Annotated in this window: 15 protein-coding genes; 8 read left to right on the top strand and 7 right to left on the bottom strand. The window is 70.6% G+C overall.

Features of this window, described 5'->3' with window-relative positions; all coding sequences use genetic code 11:
- Positions 1–26 precede the first annotated feature (26 nt).
- Positions 27–1,025: a hypothetical protein gene (locus H4281_RS02430; RefSeq protein WP_182889205.1), complete on the top strand. Its 999-nt coding sequence runs from the start codon at positions 27–29 to the stop codon at positions 1,023–1,025.
- 80 nt (positions 1,026–1,105) lie between these two features.
- Here the strand turns inward: H4281_RS02430 and H4281_RS02425 are convergent, their stop codons facing one another.
- From H4281_RS02425 to H4281_RS02415, 3 genes are all read right to left on the bottom strand, one after another.
- Positions 1,106–2,824: a glycosyl hydrolase family 18 protein gene (locus tag H4281_RS02425; RefSeq protein ID WP_237599926.1), complete on the bottom strand. Its 1,719-nt coding sequence runs from the start codon at positions 2,822–2,824 to the stop codon at positions 1,106–1,108.
- Positions 2,825–3,025: 201 nt separating this feature from the next.
- Complete coding sequence (locus tag H4281_RS02420) at positions 3,026–4,279, bottom strand: MFS transporter (RefSeq protein ID WP_237599927.1); 1,254 nt, start codon at positions 4,277–4,279, stop codon at positions 3,026–3,028.
- A gap of 218 nt (positions 4,280–4,497) precedes the next feature.
- The gene (locus H4281_RS02415) at positions 4,498–5,895 is read right to left on the bottom strand and encodes an FAD-dependent monooxygenase (RefSeq protein ID WP_220506594.1); all 1,398 of its coding nucleotides are present in this window, start codon (positions 5,893–5,895) and stop codon (positions 4,498–4,500) included.
- 115 nt (positions 5,896–6,010) lie between these two features.
- Between H4281_RS02415 and H4281_RS02410 the strand changes: the two genes are divergently transcribed.
- A complete protein-coding gene (locus tag H4281_RS02410) occupies positions 6,011–6,427 on the top strand; it encodes a winged helix-turn-helix transcriptional regulator (RefSeq protein WP_182889201.1) in 417 nt (138 codons plus the stop codon).
- Positions 6,428–6,444: 17 nt separating this feature from the next.
- Here the strand turns inward: H4281_RS02410 and H4281_RS02405 are convergent, their stop codons facing one another.
- The 4 genes from H4281_RS02405 to H4281_RS02390 all read right to left on the bottom strand — a co-directional run bounded on the left by H4281_RS02405 (position 6,445) and on the right by H4281_RS02390 (position 10,520).
- Positions 6,445–6,597: a hypothetical protein gene (locus H4281_RS02405; RefSeq protein WP_182889200.1), complete on the bottom strand. Its 153-nt coding sequence runs from the start codon at positions 6,595–6,597 to the stop codon at positions 6,445–6,447.
- Positions 6,598–6,812: 215 nt separating this feature from the next.
- Positions 6,813–8,864, bottom strand: a complete 2,052-nt coding sequence (locus tag H4281_RS02400) for a M3 family metallopeptidase (protein ID WP_182889199.1) — start codon at positions 8,862–8,864, stop codon at positions 6,813–6,815.
- Between the two features lie 79 nt (positions 8,865–8,943).
- Positions 8,944–9,648, bottom strand: coding sequence for a histidine phosphatase family protein (locus tag H4281_RS02395; protein ID WP_182889198.1), 705 nt, complete (start codon positions 9,646–9,648; stop codon positions 8,944–8,946).
- Positions 9,649–9,677: 29 nt separating this feature from the next.
- Complete coding sequence (locus tag H4281_RS02390) at positions 9,678–10,520, bottom strand: undecaprenyl-diphosphate phosphatase (RefSeq protein WP_182889197.1); 843 nt, start codon at positions 10,518–10,520, stop codon at positions 9,678–9,680.
- A gap of 162 nt (positions 10,521–10,682) precedes the next feature.
- On the opposite strand from H4281_RS02390, the gene H4281_RS02385 reads away from it, so the two are divergent.
- The 6 genes from H4281_RS02385 (at position 10,683) to H4281_RS02360 (ending at position 15,219) form a co-directional block, all read left to right on the top strand.
- Positions 10,683–11,645, top strand: a complete 963-nt coding sequence (locus H4281_RS02385) for an aldo/keto reductase (RefSeq protein ID WP_182889196.1) — start codon at positions 10,683–10,685, stop codon at positions 11,643–11,645.
- A 98-nt stretch (positions 11,646–11,743) separates the two neighbouring features.
- Complete coding sequence (locus H4281_RS02380) at positions 11,744–12,757, top strand: YncE family protein (RefSeq protein ID WP_182889195.1); 1,014 nt, start codon at positions 11,744–11,746, stop codon at positions 12,755–12,757.
- Positions 12,754–12,978 carry a DUF5703 family protein gene (locus H4281_RS02375; RefSeq protein ID WP_182889194.1) on the top strand — a complete coding sequence of 75 codons (225 nt, stop codon included), beginning with the start codon at positions 12,754–12,756 and terminating at the stop codon, positions 12,976–12,978. Before H4281_RS02380 ends, H4281_RS02375 begins: the two co-directional genes overlap by 4 nt.
- A gap of 18 nt (positions 12,979–12,996) precedes the next feature.
- Positions 12,997–13,578: a dihydrofolate reductase family protein gene (locus tag H4281_RS02370; RefSeq protein WP_182889193.1), complete on the top strand. Its 582-nt coding sequence runs from the start codon at positions 12,997–12,999 to the stop codon at positions 13,576–13,578.
- Positions 13,579–13,592: 14 nt separating this feature from the next.
- Positions 13,593–14,795: an RNA polymerase sigma factor gene (locus tag H4281_RS02365; RefSeq protein ID WP_312872038.1), complete on the top strand. Its 1,203-nt coding sequence runs from the start codon at positions 13,593–13,595 to the stop codon at positions 14,793–14,795.
- 10 nt (positions 14,796–14,805) lie between these two features.
- Positions 14,806–15,219 (top strand): VOC family protein, encoded by a 414-nt coding sequence (locus H4281_RS02360; RefSeq protein WP_182889192.1) that lies wholly within the window; start codon positions 14,806–14,808, stop codon positions 15,217–15,219.
- Positions 15,220–15,343 lie beyond the last annotated feature (124 nt).

Genomic DNA, 15,343 nt, shown 5'->3' with positions numbered 1-15,343 from the left:
CGCGGCGAGCTCCAATACTCAGTGCCATGAAGAAAATCCGGCTCGCAGCCGCCGCCCTCGCCGTCGGACTCACCATGCTCGCCCCGGCCGTCGCCGACGCCACGCCGATGCCGCTGACCTTCGGCATCTACCCGGGCGGGTACGCGGGCGGAGGCTCGACCACCGGCAAACCAGACAATCCGGCCGAGATACGGAAAGCGCTGGCCCAGCTGCAATCCGGGCACACACCGTTTCTGCTCCGCGACTACCTCGGCTGCGACAGCGCCTTCCCCGACGACGAAATGCAGTACCTCGCGCCGGGACGCCGTCTCGACGTCGTGCTCGGCTACTCCGGCCAGAGCATGCCGGAATGGCAGACCTGCGTGGAACGGACCGTGCAGCGCTACGGCCCGATCGCCGACACGATCTCGGTCACCCTGGAACAGAACGCGGTGCCCCAGCCGAACGGCGACACCGCGCTCGTCCAAGGCGTCATCGCCGGCAAGAAGGCAGCCGGCCGGGACGGATTCGACCGGTTGCAGATCGGCTTCGACGAGGTCGCCTACGCCCGGCCGTTCACCCAGTTCTGGCAGCACCTCGCCCAGCTCGGCGGAGCGGAGTTCAGCCGCTCGGTCGGCTTCGTCGGCGTCGACCTCTACCCGGATTCCGGACTGCCCGGCGTCCCGCCGGTACCCGACCTGGCCGGGTTCGTCCGCCAGACCCTGCACACCGTCCGCACCCAGGAGATGCCGATCGCGGGCCTCGGCCGCGACGTGCCGATCCGCGTGTCGGAGAACGGCTGGGCGACCCACACCGCCCAGCGCACGCCGGCCGACCAGGCCCGCGCGCTGACGACGGAAATCCTGGCGGTGAACCAGGATCGTGCCGCGGACAACGTGGCCAGCTACGAGCTGTTCGCCCTGCGCGACGACGTCACCGGCTCCCCCAGCTCATTCGACAACTTCGGCATCATGACCGACGACTACACCCCGAAGCCCATGTATTGGCTGTACCAGGGCTTGATCTCCGGCCTCTCCCGCTCCTGAGCGTTTTTGCCTGAAACGGAGCCGGGCGCTGGGCGAATTTTCTCGCTCAGCGCCCGGTCGTATAGATCGTTATACACCAATCAGCCGACAGCGATGTCGTCCGCGTAGATCGGGCTCTGGCCGTACCAGCCGTGGACGTACACCGTCACCGCGCCGGACGCGCCGGTCGTGAACGGGACGGTCAGCTTGGTCCAGCTGGAGTTCGCGGTCCACGAGCTGGCCGTCGCTCCCCCGCGGACGCCCGCGTAGGCGTATCCGCCTTGGACCCACGCGGTCAGCGTGTACGCGTGGTTCGGCGCGAGCGTCAGGTTCTGCGTCGCTTCCCCGGTGGTCGACGCCGTCGGCGACACCTGGAGTGCGTGGCTGCCGGAGTGCACCGGCGAGGACACGATCGTCCCGCCGGTCCACGGGCTGAGCGCACCGGTTTCGAAGTTGCCGTTGACGACGCTGCCGGTCGGGCTGGTTCCGTTGACCGTCAACGTGTACGTCGCGGTGTGGCTGCCGCCGCCCGCGACCGAGCCGGTGATCGTCAGCGGGTAGACGCCCGGCTGGGTCGCCGCGGTCGTGGTGATCGACAGGTTCGCGCTCTCCCCCGCCTTCACCGCGGCCGGGCTGACCGTCGCGGTCACGCCGCCGGGCGCGCCGCTCACCGAAAGCGAAACCTGTTGCGCAGTACCGGAAGTCACCGCGGTGGCCACCTTGCCGGTCGCCGAACCGCCCGGGTCGACCGAAGCCGAGGCGGGGCTCGCCGTCACCGAGAAGTCGTTGCCGGGCACCGGGGTTCCGCCGGTGAACGGGGCGAACGTGTGGCTGAAGTACCACTTGTCCTGCGGAATGCCGGAGCAGGTGTCCTGTGCGCCGGTGCCGGGGCAGCTGCCGTTGTCGCGCTGGAGCGCCCAGAACGACAGCATGTTGATGCCCTTGGACACGGCCCAGTTGTAGACGGTGACCGCGTCGGCGGTGGTGAACGTTTCAGCCGCGCCGAAGTCGTCGATGCCCGGCATCTCGGTGACGCCGACCATGCCCCACAGCTGTTCCTGCGTCTTGTCCGGATACAGCGACGCCAGCTGCGACACCAGCCCGGCCGCCGCGGTCTGGGTGTCCTGGGCCATGTTGTGCGTGGCGTTGTCGTAGTAGTCGAAGGTCATCAGGTTGACCACATCGACCTTGGCCCCGTTGGAAACCGCGTTCCGCAGCACGTCCAGCGCGCTGGCGAGACCGCTCGTGGTGGTCGGCAGCGTGTAGGAGATCTGCAGCTGGCGCCCGTTGGCCGCGGCCCAGTCCTGGACCTTCTTGATCGCCTTGTTGCGGCGGTCGATGCCCGCGGAGTTGGTCAGCGAGTTGTCCTCGATGTCCATGTCCAGGCGCGGCACGTCGTAGGTGGTGATCAGCGATTCGTACGCGGCCGCGATCTGGTCGACGTTCGTGCAGCTGTCGGCGATCTCGGTGGCGTTGTGGTCGGCGGTGTAGCCGCCGAACGACGGGATCACGTCCCCGCCGCGCGAGCGGATCGTGCGGAAGTCCGCACCGAACGTCGAATCCGACACCGGCATGCTGGCGTCGCCGTTCCAGAGGACGGTGCACGAACCCGAGGAGGCGGTCTGCAGGAACGCCATGGTCAGGTGCTTCACGCCCGCTTCCTGGGCCATCGCGGCCGGGCTCTGGCCGTTCCAGGATTCGAAGTAGGGCGCGAACACGTGGTTCGGCAGCGGCGTCGCGGCGTGCGCGGGCGCCGCGGTGGCGACCAGCACGCCGAGCGGAGCCGCCGCGGCGGCCAGGACGGCGGACAATCGTGACAAGTGACTTCTTCGTCGCATGCGGGCTCCAGTGCCGAAAAAGGGGCCGTGCGGCGGCGGCGCACGGCCGGAACCTTCTCAGAATTGGACTGGACCAGTCACCCGTCAAGGTCTAGACCACTAATGCGGCCGAACGGCCGGGTCGGATCGTCGGGCGCCACCGGGGGCCGGTGGTCCGCTGCCGGACCACCGGCCCCCGGTGGGTCAGCCCACCTGCTCCTTCTTCGCCGGGGCCGGCGCGCCGAGCGAGAGCTTCGTCGACCGGGTGGTCAGCGAAATCGCCGCCGCGGCGAGCGTCGACACCGCCAGGAACCCGAACGCCGCGGCGAACCCGAAGCGGTCCGCCAGCCAGCCCATCACCAGCGGCGCGAGCACCCCGGCGAGCTGGCCGCCGGTGTTGACCAGGCCCATCCCCGCGCCGACCAGATCGCGCGGCAGCACCCGCAGCGGCAGCCCGACGATGCCGATCGAGGCCAGGCCGCTGATGAACATCGCGACGGTCTGCAGCACGGTGAACCCGGTCGCCGAATCCGACAGCAGCATCGCCACCAGCACCCCGGCCGCGGCGACGAGCGCGGGCACCACGAGCCAGCGCGGCCGGTGGTCGAAGTACCGGCTCATCAGCCAGCCGCCGAGCAGCACCGCCGCCGCGCTCACCAGCTGCGGGATCGCCGCCGAGATCCCCGCCGCGACCAGCGAGAGCCCCTTGGTCTCGACCAGGTACGACGGAACCCAGGTGATCATCCCGTAGGCCAGCATGTTGAAGCAGGCGAACATGGCCGCGCAGCGGATCACCAGCCGGTTCCGCAGCACCTGCGAGACCGGCACCTTCACCGGGGCGACGTGCGCCCCGGGTTCGGTCAGCTCGCGCGGCAGCGGCGCGGGCAGCAGCCGCCACAGCGCCAGCCCGACGATCAACCCGGCCACCGCGACGATCCAGAACGTGTGCCGCCAGCCCGCGGCGACCACGAGCGGCGCGACCAGCAGCGGCCCGAGCCCGGCCCCGACCGAGTTGGACGCCAGCAGCAGCCCCGCGCCGCGGCTGCGGCCTTCCTGCGTCGTGCGTTCGGCCAGCGCCTTGAACGCCGCCCCGGGGAACAACGCCTGCGCGAACCCGAACGCCGCGCGCAGCACCAGCAGCACGACGAGGCCGGGCGCGAACCCGGTGGCGGCGGTGAACACCGACCAGGCCGCCAGCGAGATCACCAGCAACGGCCGCGCGCCCACGCGGTCCGCGAGCAGCCCGCCCGGCATCTGCCCGACCAGATAGGCGATCGCGAACGCGGAGACGACCAGCCCCTGCGTGGTCTTGGACAGCCCGAACTCCGCGCCGATCAGCGGCAGCGCGACCGCGATCATGACGCGGTCGATGTAGTCGATGATGAAGACGCCGACCAGCAGCGCCAACGTGGTCCGTTCGGTCCGCCGCACGACCGGGGCGGAACTCGGAATGCTCACCGTCGGATCCTCCTTGATTCGGCGACGCCGCATTGTGCGGTCATGCACCCCCTCCGCGGCTTCGTCGGATCCGCCGAATCCCGGGCCCTGGCGTCAGCCGATCCGACGAAGAGGCGGTTCCGCACCCGCCGCAGGACCCGGGTTTTCCGCGCTCCCCCGCTGGTCAACGCAGGTTTCGGCGGCAACGGCGCAGGCGCGGCCCGAACCGGCCGCCGGGGTCAGGCCAAGGGCAGTTCCGCCATCGATTCCGCCAACTGCCCAGCAGTGTCCCCAGCGGCCCATACGTGCCCGTCCGGGCGCATCAGCACGGCAGCCGCCGACCAGGGCAGCTCGGTTTCGTACAACTGGAAGCCCGCGCTCGCGGCCAGGTCCTTCCACCCCGGGCCGGCTTCCTGGGCCAGCAGCACGGGCCGGCCTTCGCGCAACAGGTGCAACTGCTCGCGGGTGGCCGGGAGCCGCTCGCCTGCCCAAGGCCGGGCGCCCGGATAGCGCACGTCCAGCGCGGTCACCGTGTTCGCCAGCGCGGTCGCCACGTCGGGATGGGCGCGCAGCAGGTCCGTCATGAACCGGCGCAGTGCCAGGCCTTCCTCGGTGGTAGCGGTGATCAGCGCGGTCTGCGCCTTGGTGTGCTCGCCCAGCGCCGCGCCGACCGGGTGGCGCTCCGCGTGGTAGGTGTCCAGCAGGACCGGATCCGCCCAGCCCCGCTGGACCGCCGCCAGCTTCCAGCCCAGGTTCATCGCGTCCTGGAGGCCGACGTTCAGCCCTGCTCCGCCCGCCGGGAAGTGCATGTGCGCGGCGTCGCCCGCCAGGAACACCCGGCCTTCGCGGTACTGCCCCGCGAGCCGTGTCGCGTTGCCGAAGCGGGACAGCCACACCGGCGAGTACGGGCCGAAGTCCGTGCCCGCGATCAGTTTCGCCGTCTCCCGGAGGGATTCCAGGGTCGTGGCGAAATCCGCCGCGGCGTATCCGGTGACGCGGTAACGCCCGCCAGGCAGCGGGGCCACGATCAGCGCTCCGTGTTCGTTGTGCCAGAAGCCTGGTCGCTCGGGCGGGTCGGTCAGCTCGACGTCGCCGAGGAAGCCGAAGACGGTCGAGTCGGTGCCAGCGAAGCCGATACCCGCCGCGCGGCGCACACTGCTGCCCGCGCCGTCTGCGCCGACCACGTGGTCGGCGGTGATCTCGTACTCGCCCTCCGGTGCGCTGACCCGCAGCGTCACGCCCTGGTCGTCCTGGCTCAGCCCGGACACCTGGTGGCCGCGCCTGATCACCGCACCGAGAGCCAGCGCGCGTTGTTCGAGCAGTTCTTCGGTGCGTCGCTGCGGATGCGCGAGCATGAACGGAAACGGCGTGGCCAGCTCCCGGAAGTCCAGGCGAGCGGGCAGCATGCCGAAATGCCCGTCGGGCACGGAAAACCCGCCGTCGAGGAAAGCCTGCTCCTGCTCGCGCATCGCCAGCACCTCGATCGTGCGCGGATGGACGGCCAGCGCCTTCGAATGCGGACTGCGTCGCTCAGCCTGTTCCAGGACCAGCGGTCTGCCGCCGCCGAGTGCCAGTTCCGCCGCCGTCCACAGCCCGGCCGGGCCGGCGCCGACCACAACGGTGTCTTGTGCGTGCACAGTGCTCACTCTCCGCTGAAGGGAAGGAATGCCCGGACGAATCGGGCCGGACAGGGCCGGCGCGCGGGCGTTACATACTGGTAGTGCGGTTGCACCCGGACGAGAGGAATTCGAGATGGCGGCAGCACGGCAGATCGCCGGCCCGTGCCAGGCGTGGCCAGAGGACGGCGCCTTCGTCCGCGAGGTGCTCGACCGCATCGGCGACAAGTGGACGATGCTGACGATCAGCACCCTCGGCGCCGGTTCCCTGCGCTACTCGGACCTGCAGGCGAGCATCCCGGGGATCTCCCAGCGGATGCTGACCCAGACGCTCAAACATCTCGAGCGCGACGGCCTGATCACCCGGACCGCTTACGCCGAGGTGCCGCCGCGCGTGGAATACGCGCTGACGGACCTGGGCCGGTCACTGACCGACGCGGTGCTGGCGATGGCCGATTGGGCCGTTGTCCACCACAGCGAGATCGCGGGCAACCGGGCCGCCAGCGAGCGGACCGGGGTCGGCAGGGCGAAGGCCAGCACGACGGCGGACTGAGGCGGTGTTGGCCGCGCTCATGGCGCCCGCTCGTTCGGTACGGGTCCGGCCGGTTCCACGACGTCCGCCAGCGCGTCCGCGTCGAAGGGATTGAGGACTTCCGCGAAGCAGCCGTCCGGCACGTCGGAGAAGAACCCGAATCCGCGGTCCTGATCGTCGGCGTAGTGCACGACGCGGTCCGCGTCCGGCCGATTCTGCTGGGTTCGTGCCCGTCTCCTCGGCCATTTCCTCACCTCACTGGTAGTGCGTAACACCATCATGGGTGAGTAATGAAGGACGTACAAAAGGCACTTTCACGTGCGTATGCGGCCTGGAAACGCGAAAACGCCCTATACGGCAAGGCCGGTCGTTCAAGCCTTGCCGTATAGGGCGTTATACACCTAGCTTACGCGCCGGCGAGTCCCCGGCGCTTCAGCAGCGGCTCGATCTCCGGCGCGCGGCCGCGGAAGGTCGCGAACGCCTCCATCGGGTCGACGCTGCCGCCGAGGCCCAGCAGGGTCGACCGGAAGTGGTCGCCGTTCTCCCGCTTGAGGCCGCCGTTCTCGGTGAACCACTCGACCGTGTCCGCGTCGAGCACCTCGCTCCAGATGTAGGAGTAGTACCCGGCGCTGTAGCCGCCGGAGAAGACGTGGTTGAAGTACGTCGTCCGGTAGCGCGGCGGGACGCTTTCCAGTGCCACGCCCGCCTTTTCCAGCGCCTCGGCCTCGAACCGCTGCACGTCCTCCACCCGGTCGTCCGGGCCGAGGCGGTGCCACGCGAGGTCGAGCAGCGCCGCGGCGAGGTACTCGGTCGTGCGGAAGCCCTCGCCGTACTGCTGCGCGGCCTCCAGCAGCTCGACCTGCCCGGCGGGCAGCGGCTCCCCCGTCTCGTGGTGCTTGGCGTAGTTGGCCAGGATTTCCGGCCACAGCATCCACATCTCGTTGACCTGCGACGGGTACTCGACGAAGTCGCGCGGCACGTTCGTGCCGGTGAACGTCGGGAACTCGACGCCGGACAGCAGCGAGTGCAGCGCGTGCCCGAACTCGTGGAACGCGGTGCGCACCTCGTCGAGCGAGAGCAGCGTCGGCTCCCCCTCGCGCGGCTTGGTCACGTTCAGCACGTTGACCACGACCGTGCGCCGCCCGAGCAGCCGCGACTGGTCCACGAAGTTGTTCATCCACGCGCCGCCGCGCTTGGAGTCGCGGGTGTAGTAGTCCATCAGGAACAGGCCGAGCCCGCTGCCGTCGGCGTCGAAGACCTCGAAGATCCGCACCTGCGGGTGGTACTTCGGCAGGTCGTTCCGCTCGGTGAAAGTCAAGCCGTACAACCGGTTCGCGGCCACGAACACGCCGTCGTGCAGCACCCGGTCCAGTTCGAAGTACGGCCGCAGCGCCGCGGTGTCCAGCCGGAACCGCTCGCGCTCCACCTTCGAGGCGTAGAACGCCCAGTCCCACGGCTGCAGCGTCGCGCCGGGCACGTCCGCTTCCAGCAGCTTCTGCAGTTCCGCGGCCTCGGTGCGCGCGTTCGCGACCGCCACCGGCGCGAGCCGCTCCAGCAGTCCCCCGGCGGCCTCGACGGTCTTGGCCGTCTCGTCCGCGATCACGTACGCCGCGTGGTTCGGATAGCCCAGCAGCGCGGCGCGCTCGGCCCGCAGCCGGGTGATCTCCTCGACGATCGCGTTGTTGTCGTAGGCGTTTCCGCGATTTCCGCGCGACACCGAAGCGGTGAAGACGCGCTCGCGCACCTCTCGGTTTTCCAGCGACGCCACGGCCGCCTGCGCGGTGGGCAGCGTCAGGGTCAGCACGTACTTGCCCTCGAGACCGCGCTCGGCCGCCGTCTGCGCCGCCGCCGCGATCGCGCTTTCGCCGAGCCCGGCCAGTTCCGCCGCGTCGTCGAGCACGACAGCGAGATCATTGGTGTCCCGCAGCAGGTTCTGCGAAAAACGGGTCTGCAGCGTCGAAAGCTGCTCGTTCAACGCGCGCAGCTTCGCCTGGTCCGCCTCGGGCAGCCCGGCGCCCGCGCGGCTGAAGTCGGTGTAGCGGCGCTCCAGCAGCCGAAGCTCCTCCGGGTTCAAGCCCAGCTCCGCGCGCTTGCGGTACAGCGCGTCGATGCGGGCGAACAGCCGCGGGTTCAGATGGATCGCGTCTTCGTGCGCGGCCAGCTTCGGGGCCAGCTCGGCCTGGATCTCCTGGACTTCGTCGGTCGCGTTGGAGCCGGAAATGTTGAAGAACGTGCCGGACACCCGGGTCAGCAGCGCGCCTGCCCGATCGAGCGCCGCGATCGTGTTCTCGAAGGTCGGCTCCGCCGGGTCGTCGGCGATCCGCTCCACGTCGGCGGCGTGCTCGGCGAGCCCCGCCTCGAAAGCGGGCCGGTAGTGCTCGTCGGCGATGCGGTCGAACGGCGGCAGCTCGTACGGCAGGTCGCTGGGGACGGCGAACGGGTTGTCCGGGGAAATCATTCGGGTTTGCGCTCCTGGTTCTCCACGTGGTTCCGCCCACCCTACGGGGTCTGGCATCCGACGGAAGGACTGTCGATCGTCAGCGGCCCGTGCTTCCGCCCACGACGGCGTCGCTGGAAGCCTTCTTGCCGCGGCCGCGTTTCTTCGGCGGGGGCGGCACGATCCCGGCCAGGTCGCCGCCGTGTTCGTTCACCCGGAGCACGAACGGCCGCGTTTCGGTGTAGCGCACCACCGACACCGCGGCCGGGTCCACCACGATCCGCTGGAACGCGTCGAGGTGCTGGCCCAGCGCGTCGGCCAGGATCGACTTGATCACGTCGCCGTGGCTGCACACGACCCACACCGCGTGGTCGCCGTGCTCGGCGGTGATCCGGGCGTCGTGCGCGCGGATCGCGGCCACCGCGCGCGCCTGCATCTCGGCGAGCCCCTCCCCGCCCGGGAAGACCGCCGCCGACGGATGCGCCTGCACGACGCGCCACAGCGGTTCCTTGACGAGGTTCTTGAGTTCCCGGCCGGTCCACTCGCCGTAGTCCACTTCGGACAGCCGCGGTTCGACAACCTTCGCCAAGCCCTGCGCGGCGGCCAGCGGCGCGACGGTCTGCTTGCAGCGCAGCATCGGCGACACGACCAGCTCGGCGACCGGCACGCCGGCGAACCGCCCGACGAGGGCGTCGGCCTGTGCCCGGCCGGTGTCGTCCAGCCCGACCTTCGGCGTGCGCCCGGCGAGGACGCCCGAGCCGTTGGCCGTGGACTTCCCGTGCCGGAGCAAGATGACCGTACTCACGACGCCACCCTAACCGGTGATCCGCCGGTTCAGCCGCCCGCGGGTCCCGCGTTCGGGTCAAGCACGCCGCCGAAGACCAGGCCGAACAGCACGACGCCGAGCACGACGCGGTAGATCACGAAGGGCACGAAGCTGCGCTTCTTGATGTAGGCCATCAGCCACGCGATCACCAGGTAGCCGACGCCGAAGGCGACCAGCGTGGCCAGGATCGTCGGCCCCCACTGCGCGTTCTCGCCGTTCTTGCCGATGTCGGTCAGCTTGTACAGCCCCGAACCGAACACCGCGGGCACCGCGAGCAGGAACGAGTACTCCGCGGCTTCCGACCGGGTGTAGCCCATCAGCAGGCCGGCGCTCGTCGTGCCGCCCGAACGCGAGACGCCCGGGATCAGCGCGAGCGCCTGCGCGAAGCCGTACACCAGGCCGTGCGGCACGTTCAGGTGGTCCAGCGTGCGCTGCTGCTTCGCGGTCCGGTCGGCGAACAGCAGGATCAGGCCGAACACGATCAGCGTCGTCGCGGTGATCCGCAGATCGCGGAACGCCCGGTCGATCTCGTCCTGCAGCAGCAGGCCGAGCACGACGATCGGCAGCGAGCCGACGATGATCAGCCAGCCCAGCCGCGCGTCGGGGTCGCGCCGCCAGTCCGGGCGGTAGAGGGAGAAGAACCAGGCGCGCAGGATCCGGCCGATCTTCGGCCCGAAATAGAGGACCACCGCGAGCTCCGTGCCGATCTGGGTCACCGCGGTGAACGCCGCGCCCGGATCGCCCCAGCCCGCCAATGCGGCGACGATCCGCACGTGCGCGCTCGAGGAGATCGGCAGGAACTCCGTGAGCCCCTGCACCAGCCCCAGGACCAGGGCCTCGAACCATCCCATCAGGCCGCTCCCGCCGGTTCGCCCGCCCGCTCGGGGCGCAGTCCGATTCGCACGGTCGGGAACCTATCGGGTGGTTCCTGAGGACTCCCTCCGAGGGCGCCGGTGCGACACGAGGTCACCTTCGTCCGGCCGGAGGGGGTGCGCCCACTAGGCTCGGCGGTCGTGGAAAAGCGACAGCTCGGCCGGTCGGGACTGCGGATATCGCGGATGGCCCTCGGCACCATGACGTGGGGCGGCGACACCGATCCGGACGAGGCGGCCAGCCAGCTGGTCGCGTTCGTCGACGCGGGCGGCACGCTCGTGGACACCGCCGACCTCTACGCGGGCGGCGAGGCCGAGCGGATGCTCGGCGAACTCCTGTCGGACCTGGTGCCGCGCGAGGACGTCGTGCTGGCCACCAAGACTGTCGCGCGCCGCACCGACGGCCCGTTCGGCGGCGGCGCTTCGCGCGGCGCGCTGCTGTCCGCGCTCGAAGGGTCGCTGCGCCGGCTTCGCACCGACCACATCGACCTGTGGCAGCTGCACGCGTGGGATTCCTGCGTTCCCGTCGAGGAAACCCTCTCCGCGCTCGATTACGCGGTGACGAGCGGCAAAGTCCGTTACGTGGGCGTGTCCAATTACGCGGGCTGGCAGCTCGCCACCGCCGCCTCGCTCGCCACGGTGCCGCTCGTGTCCGGGCAGTTCGAGTACTCGCTGCTGGAACGCGGCATCGAACGCGAAGCGGTTCCGGCCGCGGCGCACCACGGAATCGGCATCCTGCCGTGGGCCCCGCTCGGCCGCGGTGTCCTCACCGGGAAGTACCGCACCGGAACGCCCGCCGACTCGCGCGGCGCGTCCGAGGAGTACGCCGGATACGTCGAACACCACCGCACCGAACGGGCGGCGCGGATCGTGCAGGCCGTCGTGACCGCCGCCGAGGGGCTCGGCACGTCGCCGCTCGCCGTGGCGCTGGCCTGGGTCCGGGACCGGCCCGGAGTGGCCGCTCCCGTCGTCGGCGCGCGCGACACCGGCCAGCTGACCGGCTCGCTCGCCGCCGAAGACCTCACGCTCCCGCCCGCCATCCGCAGCGCGCTCGACGACGTCAGCGGCGTCGAATTCGGCTATCCGGAACGGGGCACCCGGTGAGCCGCAGGTGTCGGGTCGGTGACACGGGCGTGACGGTTCGGCGATCCTGGAGGATGCTGGGAGGACCTGCTCGCCGGAGCTTTGCTGGAGGTTTCAAGGTGCGTCGGCTCACCGCCGCCTCGCGGATCGCGATCCCGCTGGCCGGTGCGCTCGCGCTGTCCGCCTGCTCGTCCTCGGAGCAGCCGAAGGACAGTCTGCAGGTCGTGGCCAATCCGACGGCCGCCAAACCGGCCGCCTCCCCCGCCCGCGCGGCGCCTCCCGCCGGGCAGGTGCTGCCGATGCCGGTGGTGTCCGCGATCGCCGCCGACCAGCAGAGCCACACGCTCGTCGTCGCCCTCAAACAGCCCGCTGAGCTGCGGATTTACGATCTCGCCGCGCTCGGCGCGCCGAAGAAGACCGTCGCGCTGCCCGGCCCGGCGGAATCGCTCAGCGTGTCCGGGGGCCAGGCGCTCGCCGGGATCCCGGCCAAGGGCGTGCTCGCCCGCGTCGCGCTGCCGAGCGGACAGCTGACCGCCGAGAAGGTCGCCGGGCAGCCCGCCGCCGGGGTCGCCGACGGGCCGGACACGCTCGTCGCGGTCCGCGACCGCAAGGCGGTCGAGGTGCTGGCGAACGGTTCGGTCGCGAAGACGATCACCGGTCAGCTCTACAGCGCCGACGACGTGGTCAACACCGGAAACGGCGTCGTGGTCCTCGACCGGCTGCGCACCGCTGTGTTCAGCGTGGACGTCCAAGCCGGAACGATGGACGAAGGGCTGCGCGCGGGCGACGGCGCGGCCAACGCGGTCGCCGATTCCTACGGCCGCGTCTTGGTCACCGACGCACGCGCGGGCGCGCTGCTCGCGTTCTCCACCAACCCCCTGATCCTCCGCCAGCGCTACCCGGTGCCGGGCGGCGCGTACGGCCTCGCCTACGACGCGAAGCGCAGCCTGGCGTGGGTCACCCTGACCGCCCGCAACGAGGTCGTCGGCTACGACGTCCGCGGCGGAGAGCCCGTCGAGAAGTACCGATTCCCGACCGTGCGCCAGCCGGACACGGTGGGCGTCGACGACCAGAGCGGCCGCGTGTTCGTCGGCTCGGCCGCAGGAGAAGGGACCCAGGTGATCCAGCCATGACGACAGTCGACGAGGCGGTGGTCGAAGGGGATTGGGAGTATCGCCGCCTGCGCCTCCCCCCGGCGGTGTCCCGGCGCGCGGCGATGATCCAGCTCTCCATCCACGCGGAGTTCGCGGGCTGGGAACTGCGCACGGTCCGGCTTTACGCGGACGGCACGAGGAGAGTGTGGCTGCGCCGGAAGCGCACCGCGGCCGGCCACTCGACGGGGCTCGCCACCTGACCTGGTTGACTGTCCGTTATGCGCAAATTGGTCTATCTCGTCGCGTCCACGCTCGACGGCTTCATCGCCGCCCCGACCCGGGAGGACCCGACCGGCTCGGTCTTCCAGTTCGAGGGCGACCACGCCGAGCCGCTGCTGCGCGAGTATCCGGAGATGGTGCCGACGCACCTGCGGCCGGTGCTCGGCATCGAGGACACCCCGCACCGCCATTTCGACACGGTCGTCGAGGGCCGCGTCTCCTATCAGATGGGTGTCGATCTCGGCGTTCCGGACGCCTACACGCATCTGCGGCACTACGTCTTCTCCCGCACCATGACCGAGGCTCCCGGCCCGGCCGTTCAGGTGGTCGGCACTGACCCGGCCGAGAAGATCCGCGAGCTGAAAAAGGAAGACGGCAAGGACATCTGGCTCGTCGGCGGAGGCGCGCTCGCCGGGGCGCTGCGCGACGAAGTGGACGAGTTGCACCTGAAGCTGTACCCGGTGGTCATCGGCTCCGGCGCGCCCCTGTTCGATGCCGGGTTCTCGGTCGACAGCTACCGGCTGGCCGACAGCCGGACGTTCGAGAGCGGCGTCGCCTTGCTGCGGTACGTCCGCGCCTGAACCAGGATGGCGTGGTGAACGAGGTCGCCGCACTGACCGAGCGGATCTGGCGTACGGACGCCGCCAGCATGCTGGGAGCACTCAGCCGTCGGCTCGGCGACTTCGACCGGGCCGAGGAAGCGCTGTCGGAAGCTGTCGCCGAAGCTCTCAAGCGGTGGCCCGCCGAAGGAGTGCCCGCCAGTCCCACCGGATGGCTCGTCACGACCGGCTGGCGCAAGGCGATCGACCGGCTTCGCCGGGACGCGGCCGGGCACGAGAAAGCCGTTCGGGCGGCCTCGGAACCTCCGCCGGAGCCAGGGGCCGACGACCGGCTCGCGATGATTTTCGCTTGCTGCCACCCGGATCTGCCGGAACCAGCACAGATCGCGCTCACGCTGTACGCCGCGGGCGGGTTGACCACCGCCGAGATCGCCGCCGCGTTCCTGGTGCCGTTGCCGACGATGGCGCAACGGCTTTCGCGGGCCAAGCGGCTGCTGCGGGAACGCGGCATCGGCTTCGCACCGCCGCAGCCGCACGAGTACGCCGACCGGCTGCAAGCCGTGCTCGCCGTGCTCTATTTGGTCTTCAACGAGGGTTATCTCTCCAGCGGAAATTCGGCGCAGCGGCGGGAATTGGCGCGCGAGGGCGTCGAACTGGCCCGGCAGCTCGCCGATTCGCTGCCTCGCGAACCGGAAGTCGCCGGGCTGGCCGCGTTGCTGGAGTTGCAGCAGGCGCGCGTCGCGGCGCGGTTCGACGCGCAGGGCCGGATCGTGGTGCTGGAACAGCAGGATCGGCGATTGTGGGACGGCCCGGCGATTCAGCGGGCGCTGCTGCGGTTGCGCGAAGCGGTGCGGCTTGGCCGGCCCGGGCCTTGTCAAACCCGGGCCGGCATCGCCGCGATCCACGCTGTCGCAAGCAGTTTCGGGGACACCGACTGGGCTGGCATCCGCGCGATGTACGACCGGCTTTACGCACTGGATCCGTCGCCGGTGGTGCTGCTGAACCGAGCGGTGGCCACGCGGTACGCCGTCGGCCCGGCCCCCGCGCTCGACGAGGTAGAAGCGCTCGAGAACGAGCTGCCCGGCTATCACCTGTGGCACGCCGCTCGGGCCGAACTGCTGGCCGCGCTGGACCGGCCGGGCGACGCGCTCGCGTCGGCGGAACGAGCACTGGAGCTGGCCTCGAATCCGGCCGAGCGCGAGCTGATGACGCGCCGGGTGGCCGAGTTCTCGCGGTAGCCTGACCCGCATGGCCGACGCTCCGCCGCCGCAAACCGTGTACCCCAACCTCACCTACGAGGATCCGAAAGCCGCGCTCGAATTCCTCGTCGAGGCCTTCGGATTCGAGTCGCATTTCGTGGTCGACGGAGAGAACGGCGTCGAGCACGCCCAGGTCCGCGCGGGCGCGAGCCTGATCTTCCTCACCCGGGACCACGACGCCGACCAGTACGGCATGCACAGCCCGCTCGCGCTGGGCGGCACCAGCCACGCGTTGTGCGTCTGGGTGCCGGACAGCGCGCTCGACGGCCACCAGGCCCGCGCCGAGGCCGCCGGCGGGCGGATCCTCAACCCGGTGCACGATTCCCCGGCCGGGGTCCGCGAGTACTCGTGCGCCGACCCCGAAGGCCAGGTCTGGACCTTCAGCAGCTACGCGGGCGAGTGACCGTCGAACGGCAGTGCGTCCGCCCGCTGACGGTAGCGGCGCTCACCAGCGCCATCCCGGCCCCGCGCCCAGCACGAGCACGCCGCGCAACGGAGCATCCCCGCGAGAGGGCTCGCCTCCCGCG

The sequence above is a fragment of the Amycolatopsis dendrobii genome (genome assembly GCF_014145675.1).
In the GTDB taxonomy this organism is placed as follows: domain Bacteria; phylum Actinomycetota; class Actinomycetes; order Mycobacteriales; family Pseudonocardiaceae; genus Amycolatopsis; species Amycolatopsis dendrobii.
The sequence above is the reverse complement of the archived record's forward strand: the minus strand, read 5'-3'. Positions and strand labels throughout refer to the sequence as shown.

Excerpts from the sequence above, each read along its gene's own strand:
- H4281_RS02430 (WP_182889205.1), top strand. The coding sequence starts at position 27 with ATGAAGAAAATCCGGCTCGCAGCCGCCGCCCTCGCCGTCGGACTCACC.
- H4281_RS02410 (WP_182889201.1), top strand. The coding sequence starts at position 6,011 with ATGGCGGCAGCACGGCAGATCGCCGGCCCGTGCCAGGCGTGGCCAGAG.
- H4281_RS02400 (WP_182889199.1), bottom strand. The coding sequence starts at position 8,864 with ATGATTTCCCCGGACAACCCGTTCGCCGTCCCCAGCGACCTGCCGTAC.
- H4281_RS02390 (WP_182889197.1), bottom strand. The coding sequence starts at position 10,520 with ATGGGATGGTTCGAGGCCCTGGTCCTGGGGCTGGTGCAGGGGCTCACG.
- H4281_RS02375 (WP_182889194.1), top strand. The coding sequence starts at position 12,754 with ATGACGACAGTCGACGAGGCGGTGGTCGAAGGGGATTGGGAGTATCGC.
- H4281_RS02370 (WP_182889193.1), top strand. The coding sequence starts at position 12,997 with ATGCGCAAATTGGTCTATCTCGTCGCGTCCACGCTCGACGGCTTCATC.
- H4281_RS02360 (WP_182889192.1), top strand. The coding sequence starts at position 14,806 with ATGGCCGACGCTCCGCCGCCGCAAACCGTGTACCCCAACCTCACCTAC.